At 58.8% G+C, this 19,727-nt stretch carries 22 protein-coding genes; 8 read left to right on the plus strand and 14 right to left on the minus strand.

Annotated features, from left to right (window positions below):
- The first annotated feature begins 196 nt into the window (after window positions 1–196).
- Window positions 197–856, plus strand: coding sequence for a hypothetical protein (locus J5W70_RS08800; RefSeq protein WP_146018135.1), 660 nt, complete (start codon window positions 197–199; stop codon window positions 854–856).
- Between the two features lie 13 nt (window positions 857–869).
- Window positions 870–1,796, plus strand: coding sequence for a hypothetical protein (locus tag J5W70_RS08805; protein ID WP_022396616.1), 927 nt, complete (start codon window positions 870–872; stop codon window positions 1,794–1,796).
- Window positions 1,797–1,822: 26 nt separating this feature from the next.
- On the opposite strand, the gene J5W70_RS08810 is transcribed toward J5W70_RS08805, so the two are convergent.
- The 3 genes from J5W70_RS08810 to J5W70_RS08820 all read right to left on the minus strand — a co-directional run bounded on the left by J5W70_RS08810 (window position 1,823) and on the right by J5W70_RS08820 (window position 3,897).
- Complete coding sequence (locus tag J5W70_RS08810) at window positions 1,823–2,275, minus strand: hypothetical protein (RefSeq protein ID WP_102726967.1); 453 nt, start codon at window positions 2,273–2,275, stop codon at window positions 1,823–1,825.
- A 111-nt stretch (window positions 2,276–2,386) separates the two neighbouring features.
- On the minus strand, window positions 2,387–2,908 hold the full coding sequence (locus J5W70_RS08815; protein ID WP_022396618.1) for a hypothetical protein: 522 nt from the start codon (window positions 2,906–2,908) through the stop codon (window positions 2,387–2,389).
- Window positions 2,909–2,988: 80 nt separating this feature from the next.
- On the minus strand, window positions 2,989–3,897 hold the full coding sequence (locus tag J5W70_RS08820) for a hypothetical protein (protein ID WP_215832722.1): 909 nt from the start codon (window positions 3,895–3,897) through the stop codon (window positions 2,989–2,991).
- A gap of 125 nt (window positions 3,898–4,022) precedes the next feature.
- Here J5W70_RS08820 and tsaB point away from each other — a divergent pair, with 125 nt between their 5' ends.
- The 3 genes from tsaB to J5W70_RS08835 all read left to right on the plus strand — a co-directional run bounded on the left by tsaB (window position 4,023) and on the right by J5W70_RS08835 (window position 6,612).
- Window positions 4,023–4,691 (plus strand): tRNA (adenosine(37)-N6)-threonylcarbamoyltransferase complex dimerization subunit type 1 TsaB, encoded by a 669-nt coding sequence (gene tsaB / locus J5W70_RS08825; RefSeq protein ID WP_022396620.1) that lies wholly within the window; start codon window positions 4,023–4,025, stop codon window positions 4,689–4,691.
- A gap of 74 nt (window positions 4,692–4,765) precedes the next feature.
- Window positions 4,766–5,908: a citrate/2-methylcitrate synthase gene (locus J5W70_RS08830; RefSeq protein WP_022396621.1), complete on the plus strand. Its 1,143-nt coding sequence runs from the start codon at window positions 4,766–4,768 to the stop codon at window positions 5,906–5,908.
- Window positions 5,909–5,997: 89 nt separating this feature from the next.
- Complete coding sequence (locus J5W70_RS08835) at window positions 5,998–6,612, plus strand: DUF2238 domain-containing protein (RefSeq protein ID WP_022396622.1); 615 nt, start codon at window positions 5,998–6,000, stop codon at window positions 6,610–6,612.
- A gap of 107 nt (window positions 6,613–6,719) precedes the next feature.
- Here the strand turns inward: J5W70_RS08835 and J5W70_RS08840 are convergent, their stop codons facing one another.
- Entirely contained in the window at window positions 6,720–7,184 is a 465-nt protein-coding gene (locus tag J5W70_RS08840) for a tRNA (cytidine(34)-2'-O)-methyltransferase (protein ID WP_022396623.1), read from the minus strand.
- A gap of 79 nt (window positions 7,185–7,263) precedes the next feature.
- Here J5W70_RS08840 and J5W70_RS08845 point away from each other — a divergent pair, with 79 nt between their 5' ends.
- Entirely contained in the window at window positions 7,264–7,827 is a 564-nt protein-coding gene (locus tag J5W70_RS08845; protein WP_022396624.1) for a ribonuclease H-like domain-containing protein, read from the plus strand.
- A gap of 115 nt (window positions 7,828–7,942) precedes the next feature.
- Here J5W70_RS08845 and smpB read toward each other — a convergent pair whose 3' ends face one another.
- The 3 genes from smpB to J5W70_RS08860 form a co-directional block, all read right to left on the minus strand.
- Window positions 7,943–8,401, minus strand: coding sequence for an SsrA-binding protein SmpB (gene smpB, locus J5W70_RS08850; RefSeq protein ID WP_022396625.1), 459 nt, complete (start codon window positions 8,399–8,401; stop codon window positions 7,943–7,945).
- A 114-nt stretch (window positions 8,402–8,515) separates the two neighbouring features.
- Window positions 8,516–8,737, minus strand: a complete 222-nt coding sequence (locus J5W70_RS08855; protein ID WP_022396626.1) for a DNA-directed RNA polymerase subunit omega — start codon at window positions 8,735–8,737, stop codon at window positions 8,516–8,518.
- A 75-nt stretch (window positions 8,738–8,812) separates the two neighbouring features.
- Window positions 8,813–9,379, minus strand: coding sequence for a pseudouridine synthase (locus tag J5W70_RS08860; protein ID WP_022396627.1), 567 nt, complete (start codon window positions 9,377–9,379; stop codon window positions 8,813–8,815).
- A 105-nt stretch (window positions 9,380–9,484) separates the two neighbouring features.
- Between J5W70_RS08860 and J5W70_RS08865 the strand changes: the two genes are divergently transcribed.
- Window positions 9,485–10,261, plus strand: a complete 777-nt coding sequence (locus tag J5W70_RS08865; RefSeq protein WP_146018134.1) for a hypothetical protein — start codon at window positions 9,485–9,487, stop codon at window positions 10,259–10,261.
- A gap of 103 nt (window positions 10,262–10,364) precedes the next feature.
- Window positions 10,365–10,820, plus strand: a complete 456-nt coding sequence (locus tag J5W70_RS08870) for a nucleoside-diphosphate kinase (RefSeq protein ID WP_022396629.1) — start codon at window positions 10,365–10,367, stop codon at window positions 10,818–10,820.
- A gap of 162 nt (window positions 10,821–10,982) precedes the next feature.
- Here J5W70_RS08870 and J5W70_RS08875 read toward each other — a convergent pair whose 3' ends face one another.
- The 7 genes from J5W70_RS08875 to dusB form a co-directional block, all read right to left on the minus strand.
- Window positions 10,983–11,804, minus strand: coding sequence for a glycosyltransferase family 2 protein (locus J5W70_RS08875; protein WP_022396630.1), 822 nt, complete (start codon window positions 11,802–11,804; stop codon window positions 10,983–10,985).
- A gap of 8 nt (window positions 11,805–11,812) precedes the next feature.
- Entirely contained in the window at window positions 11,813–12,757 is a 945-nt protein-coding gene (locus tag J5W70_RS08880) for a glycosyltransferase family 2 protein (protein WP_022396631.1), read from the minus strand.
- A 135-nt stretch (window positions 12,758–12,892) separates the two neighbouring features.
- Window positions 12,893–13,561: a prepilin-type N-terminal cleavage/methylation domain-containing protein gene (locus J5W70_RS08885; protein ID WP_022396632.1), complete on the minus strand. Its 669-nt coding sequence runs from the start codon at window positions 13,559–13,561 to the stop codon at window positions 12,893–12,895.
- A gap of 19 nt (window positions 13,562–13,580) precedes the next feature.
- Complete coding sequence (locus J5W70_RS08890; protein ID WP_022396633.1) at window positions 13,581–14,849, minus strand: type II secretion system F family protein; 1,269 nt, start codon at window positions 14,847–14,849, stop codon at window positions 13,581–13,583.
- Window positions 14,850–14,915: 66 nt separating this feature from the next.
- Window positions 14,916–16,574, minus strand: a complete 1,659-nt coding sequence (locus J5W70_RS08895) for a GspE/PulE family protein (protein WP_022396634.1) — start codon at window positions 16,572–16,574, stop codon at window positions 14,916–14,918.
- A gap of 28 nt (window positions 16,575–16,602) precedes the next feature.
- Window positions 16,603–18,249 (minus strand): GspE/PulE family protein, encoded by a 1,647-nt coding sequence (locus J5W70_RS08900; RefSeq protein ID WP_022396635.1) that lies wholly within the window; start codon window positions 18,247–18,249, stop codon window positions 16,603–16,605.
- 211 nt (window positions 18,250–18,460) lie between these two features.
- On the minus strand, window positions 18,461–19,471 hold the full coding sequence (gene dusB / locus J5W70_RS08905) for a tRNA dihydrouridine synthase DusB (RefSeq protein WP_022396636.1): 1,011 nt from the start codon (window positions 19,469–19,471) through the stop codon (window positions 18,461–18,463).
- Between the last annotated feature and the right edge of the window lie 256 nt (window positions 19,472–19,727).

The following is a 19,727-nucleotide window of genomic DNA, read 5'->3' on the forward strand; positions in this document are numbered from 1 at the left end:
CAAAGCGTTCCTTTTTCCTTGCGCAGACGTTAGTGTTTGTTAGATTGCCCCCGTCGCTACCTCCATGAAGTGTTTTTCCGCGTGTCTCTTTCTCGTGTGTTCAGCTATCCATCCCGCTGTTGCTTCAACGAATGTTCCGTTGCTCCGGGATGCGGCGCTGCATTTGTCCTTCCTGAGAATTCTGGTGGAAGATCCTGTGACCAAAATTATTCCCCAGTTGCTGCTGGGGATGTCATGCGTTTATGAAGATCAGCTTGGGGGCCCCGTTTTTTATGAAGAGGCCCCGGAAGAGCTTGTCTGCACGGATTCAACGGGAAGAAGCCTGAAGATTTACAGGGTTTCCGCCGATGCAACCAAGGCGTCCGGCGTGGGACACGGTGATCCCGTCTGGTTTGCCGTCGCTATCCAGCGCCCTGATCCCGGTGCGGAGTGGGTGCGCCTCCGGGGATTTCTTTTGTGCGCTTTTGCTGATGACCTGGTGGAGCTGCCCGCTGTAGTCCTGCCTCTGCTGGAGGAAGGAACCAGGGTGGAATTGCCTCTTGAAAAGCCGCGGAAGGACAAGGTGGCCCTTACGCTGGAAAAAAACTTTAACCGCTGGAATCTGAAGGTGGAGGGAAGGAGTGATTTTTATTTCAATTCCATGAGTGTCAGGGAGGAAAACGGGCTTCCCCTGAAAGGCCGCGGCGATTTGAACAGCCGGGGCAGGAAGATGCGCATGTGGGGGAAGGATTACCGTGTTTCCGCCCGCTGCCGCTCCTTGCGCGTGGTGGTTTCCTATTGGAATAAGCGCATGTTCCGCAAGGTGCCCGTAGATATGAAGATCGGCCTGGGAGGGGCTGCCATTCCCGGCTGTTAGTCCGAATAAGCAGATGAAATGGTTTGTCACAATCGCCTGCTGGTGTGCGGGAACGCTGATGGCGGCGGATGTTCCCATCAAGAGCGCTTCTTATTCCGGCACCAGCTTGAAGGGCCCCGTCATCGGGCTGTCTTCCATGGGACTGGTGAGGGGGGAGCCTTTTAATTTCACCAAGACAGGCATCGTGCTGTATTGCGTGTTTCCCGGTTCTGAAATGCTGGCTCCGGAACAGCCGGAACAGGAATTGACGGCTGTCGATTCCAATGGCGTGCGTCTGAGGGTGCGCTCCGTCCGTCTATGGGAAGGGGTTATTGAGGACAAGAGCTTGAGGCGGGTAAACGTGAGCCTTAATTTAAAGGATGTTCCTTCTCCGGGAGCCCGCTGGATTCAGGTGAGCGGCACTCTTTTTCTCCCTTTGTGCCAGGGGCTGGAGTCTCTGGATTTCGGGATGGTGGAATTGAAGGAGAGCGGAGTTTCCATTCCGGTGCCGGACCCTATTGCCGTGCGGAGAGCCCTGGAGAATAACCGGGTGGAGGTAGCCGACATGTCCAAGCTGGAGACGGTGACGCTGAAAGTGACCAGGCAGACGGGGCGTAGCCGTCATGCGCCGGCGAACGAACCGGGGGAGGAATGGAAGTTCATGGTGTATTCCGAGGTGTATTCGGAGAAGATGTTCCGGGCGGAGGATTTTGTGTTTCACGATGTGAAAGGCGCAAGATTGAAGCCTGTCCCTACCTGCGACCATTCTTATAATGAATACAGGGGGAAGTCCTTCCTGTTCAGGAAATCGCCCCGGTTTGTAGAAGTGGCCGCCCTGTACCAGGGGGCCTCCCGCATCAGGCCGGTTCCCGTGAATATCAAAATAGGGATAGGCGGCGTGGTGCCGGAAGTCCTTCCGGCGCCTGCGGAGGTTCCTCAGGCAGATTCCGGTTCCCGCTGATTGGTCTCCAGCTATCGCCGATTGCCTCACCATTTGAGAAGGGCGTTGCCTCCCTGGGCGAATCCGGAGAGCAGGGTGCCTGCCGCGGCGGTTTTCTGGGCTCTTGCATTGGCGCGGCCCATGTACTGTTCCATGTTCGCCCGGTTGTACAGGGACTGGGCATTCCTCATGGCTGCCGCCGCTTCATCCTGAATCCGGGTTTGCAGGCGCGTCGCCAGGGCCTGTTCCCTGACCGGCACGGAACCATCCCGGAGCAGGGAGGACTGGGCGGCGTCCAGGCGGGCGTCGCCCATTTGCCGTGTGGCGTCCTGCTGCATGCGTTTGGCATTTTCCACGCCCGTCTGTTTCTGGAGGTCCGCCTCGTTCCTGAGGGTGGCGGCGTTTGCATCCGCCGCCTGCCTGGTGGCTTCTGCACTTTTTTTCTGGGCGGACGCGGAGGCCGCGCCCGCTGCCGCCGAAGTGGCGGCCAGTGTTATCATTCCCAAAGATGCTGGATCAAATCCCATGCGCGCATCCTGATACGAAAAACGGTTCAGGCGCAAGACGCCCGAACCGTTTGACATGAATCAGGGTTTGGCACAGAAGGGTTGCTATTCAATCACGATGCTTTCAATGTTCAGCACCGGATTTTCAGGAGTGGAATGAGGATCAATGGTTCCGGTAATGATGACGGCGTCACGTTCCTTCAGCCCGTTCACACCTTTGGCGGAGTGTTTGATGGGCTGGCCCTGGTCATCCACAAATTGAACGGTCATCGTGTTGTTTTTCCGTATTTCCACCGGCACCGTTCCGGTGGACCACACTCCGCGCTCCTTCATGTTGGCCAGGAGCTGGGCCGGATCCCCGATGGTGAAGGAGGCAATATTTTTTGAGAAAACGGGTTCATCCCCCAGTACGGCTCCCTTGACGGTGACTTTATCGCCTGGCGCCGCTTTTCTGGCATCCGAGACGACGAGTGCCCGCGGGAGGCCTACCATGTTTTCCGCGAATCTCACGGCCATCTGCTGGGTGACGTTTTGATCGGAGGTGAGGGCATTCACGGTTTCCTTGGGGTTGCAGCCCATCAGGGAAACGGCGGCCATGGTCAGGGTAATGAAGTGTGTGGCTTGCATGGAATCTCCTTTTTGCTGAAAGGTTGGATTCCTTTTCACCTTCTGCCGTTCATCCTTGCCGGTAAGGAAAAGAATATTTTTCACAGGAACAAGCCGGCCGCCAGCATGAGGAGGTCCCTGAGGGCGTCCCACAGCCTTTCCGCATTGTGGACGCAGTCCGTCAAAAAGCGGTGCAGGCTTACGGCGTTGAACAGGCGCAGCAGCACCAGGAAGAGAAGCAGGTTGGCAAAGTAAACAAGGATTAGGGAGAAGAAGGTTCCGTTGTCCGCCAGGTCCGGCTGGTCCTTGGGGATGATCCATGCCGTCCAGAACAGGTGGAAGCACCACCAGAAGCCCAGGCCGGAGTAAAGAAGGGCCTGGCAGGTGACCGTGGGCCAGAAGAGGTACGCCATCCCCCAGACCAGCCCCCACAGCATGGCCCAAAGAGGCAGAAAATAGGGAGAAAGGGAGATGAAGAGGTTGTTTTTATCCGTCTGGATGTATCCCCCATCCAGATCCGCCTTGAAGGCATGGATGGAGCCGCGGCTGCAAAAGACCGCCAGCACGTGAGTCAGTTCATGGCCCAGCACGTACAGGTACAGCAGGGATGAGGTGAACAGCCTGCTGCTGCCCAGCACCACCCACACGGCCGCCCCCATCAGGGCGTACCATATGGGGATGGAGAAGAGGATGTTGAGACTGCCGGAAGCGTGGGCGAGCTGGTCGCACAGGGACATGGCCGTAATCAGGGCCAGCGGGAGCAGAAGAAGGGTGGCTACGGCGTGCCTGACGAACCGGGTTTTGCGCGGAAGGTCCATGAAGGTGAATTCCTGGCATTCGTCCTCCCAGCATTCGGAGGTGACCTGGGCGCGGTAGGTCTTGTCCCAGGCGTCACGGTTGCATTGCCTCATCATGTCGCCAAGGCTTGCCGTGGAGCGCGGCTTCCGGGCGGTTTCTGCATACCGGCGCCAGTCCTGGCGCGGCGGTGTGTGTCTGGGTGCCTTGGGCATGCGGTGGTGAAGTGCAAGGCCAGCATAAGGGGACTTCCGCATAAATGCGAACCAAATTTGTTGCTTCCGGAAAGCGGGGGAAAAAATGTTTTATGCGCGCCGGAACTTCCTGTATAATCCACCGCATGCAAGATGCTCTGCTGGTTCTGGAAACTTCCTGCGCGCAGTCTTCCGCCGCGGCATGGGGCGGAAAGGAACTGCTGTGCCGGGTGGAATGGAGAGCTGAACGCAACCATTCCTCCGCCATCTTTGAGGCGGTGCGCCAGGCGCTGGATGCCCTGGAAGGACGGTGTTTAAAGGAAATTGTGGTCGGTTCCGGGCCCGGCGCCTACGGGGGAATCCGCGTGGCTCTTGCCGTGGCGGACGGCCTTTCCCTGGTGCACGGTTCCCGCGTGGCGGCGTTTTCCTCCTGGAACGGACTGGGCATTCACGACGGGAAGGCCTGCGTGATGTCCGACGCCCGGCGCGGCGGCTGGACCTGGGGAAGGCTGGAAAACGGCATTCTGGCGGCCGCTCCGGAAGTGCTGCCCGCAGAGCAGGCCCGCGCCCGCATGGCGGAATGCCTGGAAAATGGCGTGCCCGTTTATTCCACGGAAACGGCGGAAACTCTGGCAGCCCGGGAAATGACGGGGGGCGTTCCCGTGTACCCGCATGCAGAGGCTCTGGGAGTCGCATGGCAGTCCCTGGCCGCGGGCCGCAGGGAGGAACTTTTGGAAGGTCCGGCGGAACCGCTGTATGTAAGGGCGCCCCACATCACCTGCGCCAAACGCCCCGCGTGGGCCGTGAAGGCGTAATTAAGGTTTGACTTTCTGGAAGATTGTTAGACTTTTAATCGGTAATCTTCATCACTAGTAGCATTTTTTAAAACATGAGCAATGACACTTTTTCCGCACGACACACATATCCCAAAGGTTTAAAAGGAATCATAGCTAATGAATCTGCCTTGAGTGATGTGCGCGGTGAGGAAGGGCGTCTGCTGTATCTGGGCTACGATATTGATGACCTGGTGGAGATGTGCTGTTTTGAAGAAGTGATTTACCTGCTTCTCAACAAGCGGCTGCCCAACCGGGATGAGCTGGAGGGCATCAAGAAGCGCCTCCGTTCCGACCGCGACCTTCCCCAGCCCATTCTGGATTTCTTTAAAACGGCCACCAAGTCCGCCCGGCCCATGTCCGCCCTCCGGACGGCGGTTTCCATGCTCGGCATGTATGACGACCGGACGAAGGATTCCGGCCAGTTGAAAGAGATAGGCCTCAGCCTCATCGCCAAGGTGCCCGTGATGGTGGCGTACTATTACCGTCTGTGCCAGGGGCTGGACCTTCCCCCCGTGCGGGAGGATCTGAATGAGGCGGAACATTTCCTGTGGCTGCTGAAAGGAGAGGAGCCGAACCGGGATGAAGCGCACATTCTGGACGTGGCCTACATCCTGCATGCCGACCATGGCATGAATGCCTCCACCTTTGCGGCGCGCGTCTGCATCGCCACTCTTTCAGACATGTATTCCGCCATCACGGCGGCCATCGGCACGTTGAAAGGGCCGCTTCACGGCGGCGCCAATGAAGGCGTGATTGAGATGCTCAAGGAAATAGGTACGGAGGACAAGGTGGATTCCTACATTGAGGACAAACTGGCGCGGAAGGAAAAGATCATGGGCATGGGCCACCGCGTGTACCGTGTGCTGGATCCCCGCGCTCCGCATCTGCGCCGCATGGCCATCCGCCTTTCCTCCCGGATCGGGGAACCCAAGTGGATCCGCATGTCGGAACGCATCGCCAAACTTGTCCGGGAACGCAAGGGGCTGAATGCCAATGTGGATTTTTATTCCGCCACGGTTTATTACAGCATTGGCATTCCCACCAGGCTGTTCACCGCTATTTTCTCCATTGCCCGCTGCTGCGGCTGGGTGGCCCAGGTGCTGGAACAGATGGAGGACAATACGCTGTACAGGCCCCTGACCCTTTATACGGGCCCCAAGGACCGCATTCCGGTGCCTACCATTGACATGCGGTAAAAGTTTTTTAACGGAAAAGGCGCCGGAGGTAATCTCCGGCGCCTTTCCTGTGTCGGCTCCCGCGCTTTTCTGCTTCTCCTCTCTCCCTCATGAAAAATTATCCCTTCTACCTGCTGGCGGTATTCGCCGTGCTGTTCATTGCCCTTGGCATTTCCCCTTCTTCCCGTTCCGTCTGGGTGGCGGAGGTGATTCCCGTGGCGCTGGCGGTCGTCCTCCTGGCGGCCGGGTTCCGGAGATTCCGTTTCAGCAACTGGTCCTACACGCTGATGTTTTTCTGGCTGGCCTGCCATACGGTGGGGGCGCATTACACGTTTGCGGAAGTGCCTTTCGAGTGGTTCCGGGAGCTGGTGGGAGCCCTCCGGAACCCGTTTGACCGGGTGGCCCATTTTACGGTGGGGTTTTATGCGTTTCCCGTAGCGGAGTATCTGGTGCGCAAGCAATATGCGGGGAAAGTGCTGGCGGGGATTTTCGGCCTCTTTTTCGTGATGGCTGTAGCCGCGGCGTATGAAATCATTGAATGGCAGTATGCGGTCATTGTGGGCGGGAATGACGCGAATGATTTTCTCGGCTCCCAGGGCGATATATGGGACGCCCAGAAAGACATGTTCTGCGATACCTGCGGCGCTGTCGCCTCCCTGATTCTCTTTTATCTGGTGCGCCCCTGGCGGCGGAAGGGCGCGGAGACCGCTTCTTCTCCTGGCTAGGGAGCTCCTTCCATTTCCGATTGGACCGCCGCCGTTGCCGGGAAGTCCATTCATGCCCGTGGCCTGTCGTGACTGGGGCGGCAAGAAGGATTGCTCCGGTCTCCGTGTCAGATGCCGAGCTGGCGCAATCCTTCATAGAGGACAATCGCCACGGCGGTGGAGAGGTTCAGGCTGCGGGAGCCTTCTCCGGGCATCGGAATGGTCAGGGCGGTGCCCGCGTGTTCCTTCAGCATGCTTTCCGGCAGTCCGCGGGATTCCGGGCCGAAGACCAGGTAATCCCCCTCCCGGAAATCCGCCTCCCAGTGGGAGCGGCGCGCCTTGGTGCTCAGGTACCAGAACCGCGCGGAGGGATCTGCCGCCTGTTTTAACTCCTCCAGGCTGTCCCAGACATGCAGGTCCACTTTGGCCCAGTAGTCCAGTCCCGTGCGCCGCACGTGCTTTTCATCCAGGCTGAACCCCAGTGGCCGGATCAGGTGGAGCCTGGATCCCGTTGCCAGCGCCAGCCGCCCCGCAGCCCCCGTGTTATGCGGAATTTCCGGATGGAACATGACGATGTGGAAACGGGGCTGCATGAACCTATTTTCACCACAAACGCGCCTTCCGTTCAAGTGGGACTTGTCCAAAAGTGGCAAATAATGTACGTTTCCTCCGATGAGAGACATCGTGTATTTTGACTTGGAAACCCGTCATTCCGCAGCGGAGGTGGGCGGCTGGCACAATACGGCCGACATGCGCGTTTCCGTGGGCGTGACTTATTCCACGGCTTCCGGCAAGTACACGATTTATTCCGAGGAGATGGTGGACGACCTCATCCTGCAGCTTCGCCAGGCCGACCTGGTGGTAGGGTACAACCACGAGCATTTCGACTACGGCGTGCTCCAGCGCTATACGATGTGGAATATGATCGACATCACGAACAACCTCGATTTGTGCAAGGACATCGAACAGCGCGGCGGCGTGCGCGTCAAGCTGGATTCCGTGGCCGCCGCTTCCATCGGCTCTTCAAAAACGGCCGTGGGCACCCAGGCCCTCAAGTGGTGGGCGGAATACGTGCAGACGGGAAATACGGACCTGCTGATGGATATTGCCCGCTATTGCTGTTTTGACGTGAAGGTGACGCGGGATGTCCACTGGTACGGGGCGGAGCACGGTTTCATCCGTTATGACGACAAGAAGGGCGGCCAGGTGGAGTTGCCCGTGGATTGGAAGTTATAGTCCCTTTCCCGCGGCGGCTTTTCTATAGGGCGTTCCCGCTCACTCCGGCAGAATACAGAGCGGAGAGCAGGGAAACGGGAACGGCCTCCGGAAAGGAAGAAGCGGACGGCGTTGATTAACGGCGGTTGATGCGGGCCACTTCCCGCTGGGCTTCCCGCATTTCCACGCGGGCCTTCAGGTCATAGCGCTGGTCGCGGTGGGTCTTGCCTTTGCCAAGGCCCAGTGCCAGTTTTACCTTGCCGTTTTTCCAGTACAGCTTGAGGGCGACCAGGGAACAGCCTTTTTGGGAGGTCTGCTGTTCCAGTTTGAAAATTTCCCGTTTGTGGAGCAGCAGGCGGCGCGGGCGGCGCGACTGGTGCTGAAAGAACTCTCCGGCAGTTTCCCACGGCTGGATGTCGCAGCCGTACAGGAGCATCTGGCCGTTTTCCACCCTGGCGAAGGAATCGGCGATGTTCACCTTGCCGGCGCGGATGGATTTGACCTCCGTTCCCTTGAGTTCCATGCCGCATTCGTAGGTGTCCAGGATTTCGTAATCCCGGCGGGCTTTCTTGTTGGTGGAGATGTCGGAGCTCATGACTGGAGGGGAGGGATGAAAAGGCCCCGGGCTGGAAGAGCCGGGGGCCTGGTTGAAGAGGGGATGTTCCGTGCGGAAATCCGGGCCGGAACGGCAATAAGGGGGACGTGCTTTTTACTGGCTGTCTTCCTGGAGGCTGTCGGATTCCGCATGATAGACGAGCTTGCCTTCAACGATCTCCGTCAGGGCAATGTTCGCGTTGCCCATGTGGGGGGTGGTGGGGACCAAGGGAGCGCGGCCATTGTTGAGCTGGGCAACGCGGCGGGAAACCACGTTGATCAGCATCTGGGGCTCGGGAATGATTTTGGCGGCTTGTTCGACGAGTTCGGCTTTCATGTAAAAAGGTCTAGGTAGGATCTCCTGATGCGGAAAGACATATACAGGCTGCGCCTCCCCCTAATCAAGCCTATATTACGGCATGAGCTCCCTTCGTTCACGGGAGTCCAGCTCCTTCCACGCGCCGGGTTCCAGGCCGGACAGGGTGAACCTCCCGATCCGGACGCGCAGGAGCCGGAGCGTGGGAAACCCGATGGCGGCGGTCATGCGCCGCACCTGGCGGTTTTTTCCTTCCACGAGCGTCAATTCCAGCCATGAGGTGGGAATGGCTGCGCGGTAGCGGACAGGAGGATTGCGGGGCGGTACGTCCGACTCTCCGTGCATGGGGCGCACCCGGCAGGGCAGCGTGCGGTACCCCTGGATGGAGAGGCCGCCGCGTTCCAGAGGAAGCAGGTCCGTGGCGGACGGAACGCCTTCCACCTGGCTCCAGTAGGTTCTGGGATGCCGGTTGGAGGGGTTCAGGAGGCGGTCCACCAGGGCTTTCTCATCGGATAAAAGCAGCAGCCCTTCCGAATCCGCGTCCAGCCTGCCGACGGGATACACGCCGGCAGGAAAGCCGAATTCGGCCAGTGTCCGGTGGTGGGGAGCCTCCTGCGTGAATTGGGAAAGGACCCCGTAAGGTTTGTTAAACGCCAGAATCATGCCGTGCGCGGCAAGCGTAGCATGGGGCGCCGTCTTTGGCACGAGAAATTGAAGCGGCTTGACTTGCCCGCGCCGGGGAAGGAAAGTAACCCCATGCATGGAAAAATGGCAGGTTTTATCCTGATGCTGGCGTGCTGCGTGCCCGGCTGGGTTCAGGCGGCTCCGGATGCAGGAGAAGTGAAGGCGAAGATCGCGCGGAAAATCTGGCAGAATGAATGCGCCGGAACAGTAAAGGGGCTGGTTTCCTGGAACCGGGGGGAGGCGTTCCCCTCCCTGGGCATTGGGCATTTCATCTGGTTCCCCGCCGGGATTACGGAAAGGTTTGAGGAAAGCTTTCCCTCCTTTGTCCAGTTTTGCCGTAAGAGGGGAGCACGCGTTCCGGAATGGTTTTCCGGCGCGGCCCCGTGGCGCACCAGGGCGGAATTTGAAGCGGCGGACGTACGGGGCGGCCTTCCTGAACGGATGCGCCAGTGGCTGTCCAGCCCGGCGGCTCTGCAAATGCAGGCGGATTTCATTATTGCCAGGTCCGTGGCTGCCCTGGGGCGCATCAAGAGCCAGTCCCGCCGTCCGGCGGAAATGGCTGCCCGCTACAATGCCGTGGCGACGGCGCCCAACGGCATGTATGCCCTGATTGATTACGTGAATTTCAAGGGGGAGGGAACCAACCCCGCGGAACAATACCGGGGGCAGGGTTGGGGGCTCAGGCAGGTGCTGGAGGAGATGCGCCCGGCCTCTCCCGGACAGCCTGCGGCGGTTGAGTTTGCGGAGGCGGCCAAAAGGGTGCTCCAGCGTCGCGTGGACAACAGCCCGCCGGCCCGCGGAGAGGCGCGCTGGCTTGCCGGATGGCGGAACCGGTGTGATTCCTATAAGAGAAGCCTGTGACGAATTCCTTTCCCGGCGGAAAAGACCAGTTGCGCAATTATCCTTGACCTGCCGGGGATTAGGGTGTAATTCCCTCACTTCATCCTGAAACTTCGCTAATTTTATGCCAAACACTCAAGAAGAAACAACGCTGATTTTGCTGAAACCCGATTGCGTGCGGAAAAACCTTTCCGGCACCATTTTGAAACGTTTTTTGTCCGAAGGGTTTCGCCTGCGCGGCATAAAGATGATTCAGCTTGACGAGCCGGTCCTCCGGGAACATTACGCCCATATTCTGGACCTTGTCGTCAATGGGGAACCGCTTTTCCCGAAACTGCTTGATTTCATGACCAGCTCTCCGGTCATCGCCATCGCCCTGAAGGGGCCCGGCGTCATTGTACGCGTGCGCGAACTGCTGGGGCCCACCAATTCCCAGAAGGCGCAGAAAGGCACCATCCGCGGCGATTACGGAACGGACAGCATGATGAACATCTGCCATGCTTCCGACAGCCGGGAATCCGCCGCCGTGGAACTGGTGAGATTCTTCCGGGAAGAAGAGCTGTTTGACAGCCTTAATTAAGGTTTTATCCTTTTTCCATCCGGTTTGTGACGGGCCGCGGCTGTAAAACGGCTGCGGCCTCTGTCGTACCGGGAAGCGCCTTTATGGAAAGGAAGGGAGTGCCGGAGATTGGGAGGACGGGCCGGAGGCTCCGGGGAGGAGGGAAGGAGAGGGAGCAGCGGATTACTTTTCCCAGGGAGTGGTCAGGTAAAGGAAGGCCTTTTTCATGCGGTAGGCCTCCCGCATGAAGCCGTCCAGGATGTTGTTGCAGCTCTGCTTGGAAAAGGAATAGCCGTAAACGCGCTTGATGGCGGCGTCTTCGCTGTGCTGCTTCTGGCGTTTTAATTCGGCGTCCATGTCCCGGCGTTCCACATTGGGGGCGCTCAGGTTGTCGCCGTGCCAGCGGAAATCCGCCAGCAGCCTGTTGTAATGGACAAACTTTTTTCCGGCACGGCCCAGGCGCGCGTAATATTCCCCGTCCATATCGTAGCGGAACCGTTCGTCCAGCAGAAACCCTTCTTCAATCGTGGTGCTCCGGCGCAGGAACAGTGCGGTGGAGGCCAGGTAGGTTCCGTACCAGATGTGCATGTTCAGGCTGTAGGGAAGGGCTTTCATGGGCCGCTGGAGGGCTCCGTCCGGGCCGATGAAGTTCCAGGCGCCGTGCACGATGTCCGCATCCGGCCGGGAATCCGCAAAAGCCTTGACCGCAGCCAGAGCGCCCGGCAGCAGCCGGTCGTCCGTATTCAGCCACATGACCCACTTGCCGCGTGCCTTGCGGAATCCGCGGTTGATGCCTTCCGACATGCCGGAATCCTTTTCCACATGGAGTTTCAGGTGCGGATAGGAATTCAGGATGTCCAGCGTTCCATCCGTGGAGCCCGCATCCTGGATGATGTGTTCAAAGGTGGCCCCTTCCTGGTTCTTGACGCTTTCAATGCACTCCCGCACGTACCTGGCGTAGTTATAGCTGGGCGTGACGATGCTGAAATCCGGTTCGGTATCCATGGGGAGGGCTAGTTGGAAGGAGCGATGGAGCGTTCCCTGGCAATGTAAATGGGGCGCTTTTTAACTTCCGTATAGGTCTTGGCCAGGTACTGGCCCAGGATGCCCAGGCACAGCAGAACGATGCCTCCCATCAGGCAGAAGACGCACACCATGGAAGTCCAGCCGTAGGCGGAATGGGGCCAGATCAATTCACGGATCGTCAGTACAATGATGGAAAGGAAGGAAATGAAGGAGAGGAGCACCCCCATGATGGAAGCCAGCGCCAGGGGAGCGGTGGAAAAGGCCACGATGCCTTCAATGGAATACAGGAACAGTTTGAAGAAAGACCACTTGGTTTCTCCGGCTACCCGTTCCACGTTCTCGTATTCAAACCATTTGGTGCGGAAGCCCACCCATTCGTACAGCCCCTTGGAAAAGCGGTTGTATTCCTTCAGGGAAAGCAGGGCTTCCAGCACGGGGCGCGTCATCAGCTTGTAATCCCGGGCCCCGTCCACGATGTGCGTGTCCGATATCCGGTGAATCGTCTTGTAAAAGGCGCGCGCGAAGAAGGACCGCAGCAGCGGTTCCCCCTGCCTGGTGACGCGGCGCGTGCCTGCGCAGTCGTATCCTTCCTCCTCGATGGCTTTCACCATCTCCGGAAGCAGGGAGGGAGGATCCTGAAGGTCCACGTCCATGACGGCCGCGTAATCTCCCGTAGCGGCTTCCAGCCCCGCATAGATGGCGGCTTCCTTCCCGAAGTTGCGGGAAAAGGAGATGAATTTCACCTCCGGGGAATGCTCTGCCAGTTTCTTGACCATTTCCAAGGTATGGTCCGTGGAACCGTCATCCACGAAGATGAGTTCCAGGGCATAGGCCGCCAGGTGTTCCTTGAAAACCCGGTCTACTTCTTGCTTGAACGCCGGAATGGCCTGTTCTTCATTCAGGCAGGGAACAATCAGGGAAATGCGTTTCATGGCAATGCCCGGATCATACGCCAGAACCTGTCCGGATGCCAGCAAATAGTGCCCTGTACGCAGAGCAGCCTTCCTCCGCCGGAGAGGGAGGAAGGCTGCCGGAAAAAAGGGCCGTTCGCGGAGAAAAAGGAAGGATCAGAACTTCGGCAGGTTGCCGATGTCGTCCTCGTTTTCAGGGGCATGCGGGTCTTTGAGATCGCTGTCCCCGTCCTTGCCGAAGGACCAGAAATCATAATCCGGATTCAGGCCGTTGCCCATTTTCAGGTTCTTGGCATTGGCGGATTTGGTGGGGATGGCCTGCTCGCTGCCCAGGCGGTAGCGGTAGGGGGAGCCCCACGGGTCCGCCAGAATGTAGAGGGTGACCGGCCTCCCGTCCTTGCTTTTCACGTGGACTTCCCGGACGGTCGGGTTGCTCTTGGGCTGGGTGGCGGGGTTCAGTTCGTCATTGTAAATGGTGGTATCCCTGCCGGGCACGCCTTCATTCTTGTGGTCCCCGAACAGGGCCATGTAAACGACGTTGGAGCTGTATTCCTCACCGTTTGCCACGGCCACGCCGTGATTGTTGAAAGGGGCTTCCGTACCGTAGGGGTAGCGGTCATGGTCGCTGTGGTAGCTTTCCAGCCCCATTTCAATCTTGCGGACGATGGATTCCGTGGCCTGCTCGTTCTTTCTGGTTTCAAGCCAGGTGTAGATGGAGATGGTCAGCGTGGCCAGCACCACGATGATGACCATCACCACCAGGATTTCCATGAGGGTGAAGCCCTTTGCCGCCCGGAGGCGGCTGTATGCGGATCGAATCTTCATCTGGTTCTGCGTAGGGAGGTTAACCCATTTTTTCAATGACCTGCAGTAGGGGCAGGAACATGGCGAACACGATGCCGCCCACGACCACGGCCAGGAATACGATCATGATGGGTTCCAGCATGGAGGTCATGGCTCCCACGGCATTGTCCACTTCATCATCGTACACGTCCGCGATCTTGAGGAGCATGTCCGGAAGCTGGCCGGTTTCTTCACCCACGTCCACCATGGAGATCACCATGGGCGGGAAGAGCTTGGAGGAAGACATGGGCGTTACCACGGATTCACCTTCCTTCACGGAATCATGGATGAGGCCGATGGCGTCTCCCACGATCATGTTGCCGGCGGTATCCTTGGTGATGGTAAGCGCCTGGAGGATGGGAACGCCGGAGGTCACCAGCGTGCCGAAGGTACGGGCGAAGCGGGCGATGGCGCTCTTGCTCTGCACGTTGCCGATGACCGGCATGGTCAGCAGGGCGGAGTCAATCTTGCGGCGGCCGTTGGGCGTCTTGCTCATGGCCGTGAAGATAGCGTACAGGATGGCGACGACGGCGGCCAGAATGACGGCGTTGGGCACGAATAATGGCGCGGCCATGAACCAGTCACTGATGCCGAACACGAATTCGGAAATGGCGGGAAGCTCCTGGTTCTGTTCCGCGAACATCGCCTTGAATTTGGGGACGATGACCAGCATCAGGAAGATCACGATGCCCACCGCAATGAACAGCACGATGGAGGGGTACACCATGGCGGAGATCACCTTGCTCTTCAGTTTCTGCGCCTTTTCCTGGTATTCCGCCAGGCGGTTCAGCACGACTTCCAGCACACCGCCGAGTTCACCGGCCTTCACCATGTTCACGAACAGGCGGTCAAAGATTTTGGGATGCTGGGCCAGGGCTTCGGAGAAGGTGGAGCCGCCCTGCACGGAATCGCCCAGGGCTTCAATGGTCACGCGCAGGTTGGGGTTCGCCTCCTGCTTGGCCAGCACGTTCAAGCTCTGGAGCAGGGGAAGCCCTGCGTCAATCAGGGTGGCGAGCTGGCGGGTGAAAATCATCAGGGCCTTGGCCTTGATTCTGCCGCCCAGCCTGCCTTTTTGCTTCTTGCCTCCCTTGGCCTTCTTCTTGGCGGCGGGCGTTTGCTGAATCTTGCCTTTTCCCGCTTCTACGATCTGGGTGGGGTACAGGCCATGCGCCCGGATGGATTCCATGGCCTCCGCTTCGGAATTGGCCTCCAGGGTACCCGTTTTCTGGTCGCCTTTATGGTCAAGTGCTGTATATTGATATTTAGGCATATATGTGGTGTTTTAAGTGTTTTCTGCTTGGTGGTTGAAATGGTGGGTGCGGTATCCGGCTGTCCATTAAGTATACTTCAGCACTTCTTCAATGGTGGTATTGCCGTCGTAAATGTTTCTCAGGCCGTCTTCACGCAGGGTGGACATGCCCATTTCAATGGCCTTCTGCTTCAGCACCACGGAGGGCGCGCGGTCCGTAATCATGTCCCGCAGGGTATCGTTGATATCCAGAAGCTCGTAGATCCCCTTGCGGCCCTTGTAGCCGGAGTTGGAGCATTTGTCGCAACCGCGGCCCGTGAAGAAATGCTTGTCTCCCAGTTCATAGGGAGACACGCCAAGCTGGGAGAGGATGGTGGAGGAGGGTTCATACGGCGTGCGGCAGTCCGGGCAGATGGTGCGCACCAGGCGCTGGGCCAGCACCCCTTCCAGGGAGGCTGCCACCAGGAAAGGTTCGCAGCCCATGTCCACCAGTCGCGTAATGGCGCCGGCGGAGTCGTTCGTGTGCAGGGTGGAGAGCACCAGGTGGCCCGTCAGGGATGCCTGGATGGCGATCTGGGCGGTCGCCATGTCTCGCATTTCCCCCACCAGAATGCGGTCCGGGTCCTGTCGCAGGAAGGCGCGGAGCACCATCGGGAAATCCAGGCCAATAGCTTCATTGATCGGGATCTGGATAATGCCGTCGATGTCGTATTCCACGGGGTCCTCCGCCGTCAGCACCTTGGAATCAATGGTATTGATTTCCCGCAGGGCGGCATACAGCGTGGTGGTCTTGCCGGCGCCGGTGGGACCGGTGACGATGAAAATGCCGTTGGGTTTGTGGACCGTATCCAGAATATATTCATGAATATGCGGGGGGAGCCCCAGGTTGTCCAGGTTCAGGTTGACGGAAGAGCGGTCCAGCACGCGGAGCACCACGGATTCACCGTACTGGGTGGGCAGGGAGGAAACACGCATGTCCACCGCCCGGTTCCCTATCTGCTTGACGATTCGGCCGTCCTGCGGAACGCGGCGTTCCGCGATGTTCATGTTCGCCATGACCTTGACGCGGGAAATAACCGGGACGGACAGGTGAACGGGCGGCGGCTGCATTTCATAAAGGGAGCCGTCCACGCGGTAGCGGATTTTGAATTCCTTTTCAAAGGGTTCAAAGTGAATGTCGGATGCTTTTTCCTTAATGGCCTGCGTGATGACCAGGTCCACAAAGCGAATGACGGGCGCGGCGGCGGAATCTTCCGTTTCATTGTTGACCTGCATGTTGTTGAGCTCCTGCATCAGGTCCGTCATGGCGGCGGATTCCCCGCCGTACAGTTCGTTGATGCGTTCGGAAATCTGGTAATCCGGAGCGATGAGGACGTGGATGTCTTGGCCGAGGGCGAAGCGCAGGTCCTCCACCGTCTGCGGATTCAGGGGGTCCACCAGGCAGACGTACAGGCCTTCCGGGCCGTGCCGCACGGGCAGGGCGCCGTGCAGGCGCACGAGCGTGGCCGGCATCATGTTCTGCACGTTCGGGTCCGGCTGGAAGTTGTCCAGCGTAATGAATTCCGTCCCCAGGTCGCTGGCGATCATCTGCCAGATATCGTCCTTGCTGCCGATGATGCCGAAGTCTGCCAGCACTTCCGGCAGCTCCTTGCCGGAGACGGTCATTTCCTCCTTGATGTCCTTCGCCAGGGATTTGTCGATCATTCCCCGGCCGATAAAAAGTTCCAGTGTAAGATTGGTGTCCATAATAATCAGAATGAATTGCGGGGGAAAATCAGTTGGCGTCTCCCATGGTGACGTTCAGCACTTCTTCCGGAGAGGTGAGGCCGGCCAGCACCTTGCGCACGCCGTCCTCTCTCAGGGTTCTCATGCCCAGTTCCCGGGCGCGCTGGCGCAGCTGGGGGGAGGTCAGGTTCTCGTTGATCATGCGTCGCACTTCGTCGTCGATCTCGAAAATTTCAAACAGGCCCATCCGGCCCTTGAACCCGCCGCCGCGGCAGAAGTCGCAGCCGTGGGGGGCCTTGATCTGGCCCGGAGTGAGACGGGACATGTCAATGTTCAGCGTATGCGCCTGCTTTTCCGTCAGCACGCCGTCCACCTTGCAGCGGTCGCACAGCTTGCGGACAAGACGCTGGGCCATGATGGCCCGGACAGAAGAGGCGATCAGGAAGCGTTTGATGCCGATGTCCGCCAGACGGGCCACGGCGCTGGGGGCGTCATTGGTGTGGAGGGTGGAAAATACCAGGTGACCCGTCAGGGAGGCGTTGATGGCGATGCTGGCCGTCTCCATGTCTCGAATTTCCCCGATCATGATGATGTTGGGGGCCTGGCGGAGCATGGCGCGCAGGGCGGCGGCAAAGGTCATGCCGATGTCCGCCTTTACCATCACCTGGTTGATGCCGGAAAGTTCGTATTCCACGGGGTCTTCCACCGTGATGATCTTTTTATCCGGGCGGTTGATGTGGTTCAAGCACGCGTAAAGGGTGGTGGTCTTACCGGAACCGGTGGGGCCCGTTACCAGGATGATGCCGTCCGGAAGAGTGATGAGGCGGTCGAACACGGCTTCGTCATCCGAGAAGAACCCGAGCTGGGGGAGGCCCAGCACCAGGGCTGACTTGTCCAGAATACGCATGACGATGCTTTCCCCATGGTTGCTGGGCACGGAAGACACGCGGAGGTCAATCTGCTTGCCGCCGATGTTCATCTGGATTCGGCCGTCCTGGGGCATGCGCTTTTCCGCGATGCTCATGGTGGTGCTCATCACTTTGAGGCGCGCGATGATGGGGCTGAGCAGCTTCTTGGGATGAGTGGCCACCTCCACCAGCTTGCCGTCCACGCGGTAGCGGATGCGGAGCCGGTTTTCCATGGGCTCAATGTGAATGTCGGACGCCCGCATCTTGAAGGCGTCCGTCAGCATCTGCTGCACCAGGCGGATGATGGGCGCGTCTCCGTCGTCCCCATCCAGGCCGGCGGCGTCTGCCGGAACGGTCAGGTCACGGTAAAATTCTTTCAGGCGGCTTTCCACCGCGCTGTGGGTGGCGACGCTGAAAATCACGTCGCGTCCCATCAGTTGGGGCAGGCTGTCCATGGTTTCCAGATTCAGCGGGTCGTCAATGGCGATGTTGACGGAAAAGCCGTCGTCGGAAATGGGGATGGCCCGGAAGCGCCTGGCGAGCTCCGGCGTGATGAGTTCGCGCACCTCCTGGGGAATGTGCATGGAGCCCAGGTCCACGACGGGCAGCAGGGATGTGGAAGCCGCCACTTGCGCGATGACGTCTTCTGTAAGATAATTGGCCTGGATCAGGAAATCGACCAGGTCCTGGGTGGGAGATTTTTGACTGCGCGCGTATTGAAGAATCTCTTCATTCAGATAGCCGGCCTGCGTAAGAAGTTCGATGAGATATGATTCGTTGGAGTACACGTCGATCTCTGGAGTCTATGGTTGGAAGTCTGCCGAAACGGGACGGCAGGATACTCCCCTATTTCTGACAGGTTCGAGGCGTAAAGTCAACTTAGCTTCCCTCAAAAGGGCATTTTTTTTCAGGTGCGGAGGGGGAAGGGGAAGACGGCCTTCCTCCCATGCCGCTTGCCGGGCCTGCGGAATCTCCCGGAGGGCGGGATTTTTCCCGCTCTCAGGAGCGCCGGCGGGGAAGGGTGGAAAGCAGGTCTTCCAGCTCCGCCATGCTGGAGACGCGAGCTAGGCGGGAGCGCATTTCCTTGGCTCCCGGAAACCCCTTCGTGTAAGCCAGAATGCGGGACCTCATGTGGCGCATGGTGTGGAGTTCGTCCCCGTAATGGCGGGACTCCAGGGCCATCCGGGCATGACGCAGGATCAGGTCCGTCTTTTCCTGCGGATCCCTGGCCGGAGGCATGGCTCCGTGCAGCAGATAATATTTGGCGTCTCCGAAAATCCATGGATTCTCCATGGCCGCCCGGCCGATCATGACGCCGCTGACGGCTGTGTTTTCCTTCACGTACGCTACCGCCTGCGGGGTGGAAATATCCCCGTTCCCGATGACCGGCACGGACATGGTCCGTGCGCATTCGTCAATGATGTCCCAGTTGGCCGTGCCGGAATACTGCTGGGAACGGGTACGCCCGTGAATGGTAATCATGGAAATTCCCTCATCCTCCAGCAGGCGGCACGCGTCCATGGCGCACAGGCTCTGGAAATCCCAGCCAATGCGTATTTTGGCCGTGACGGGGATGCGGTCGCCCACGGCTTTCACCACGCCTCCGGCCACGGAGGCCAGCAGGGGAAGGTCTTTCAGCAGGGAGGACCCTCCATTTTTGCCCACCACTTTGGGGACCGGACAGCCGAAGTTGATATCGATGAAATCCGGTTTCTCATGGTCCAGGATTATTCTGGCGGCCTCTCCCATGTGGTTCCCGTCCGCGCCGAAAAGCTGAATGCCTATGGGGCGGTGCGCGTCTTCTATCTTCGTGTACCTCCGGTTTCTCTCCCATGCCTGGAGAATGCCTTCCGCAGAGACGAACTCCGTCACCATGACGTCAACCCCCAGTTCCTTGCAGATGGTGCGGAAAATGGGGTCCGTTACTCCGGCCATCGGAGCCAGGAACAACGGGAAATCCGTTTTGATAAACGGCAGGGAAGCGGAAGCTGGGCGGTTGGAAAAAGTCATGATTCCTTAGAATGAGGCTAACATGGGCCCATCTCCCGTTCAAGCGTCTTGCCCGTCCTGATGAAGAAAGCGGGGTGGGGAAAATGCAGGCGGCGTGCAAATGCGGCCCTCTTTTGAAAAAGCCTTTATGGAACGCCGCAGGCTTCTGCGGCATCTGAGAGAATATGCGGTCATGGGCCGCAATTTTTGATATTGGTTCGCTGGCGCTCAGTTTTTCCGGTTGCCGCAAAGGCTTGTGAAGCCCCTGACGGTTTTC

It is taken from the genome of Akkermansia massiliensis, from assembly GCF_018847375.1.
In the GTDB taxonomy this organism is placed as follows: domain Bacteria; phylum Verrucomicrobiota; class Verrucomicrobiia; order Verrucomicrobiales; family Akkermansiaceae; genus Akkermansia; species Akkermansia massiliensis.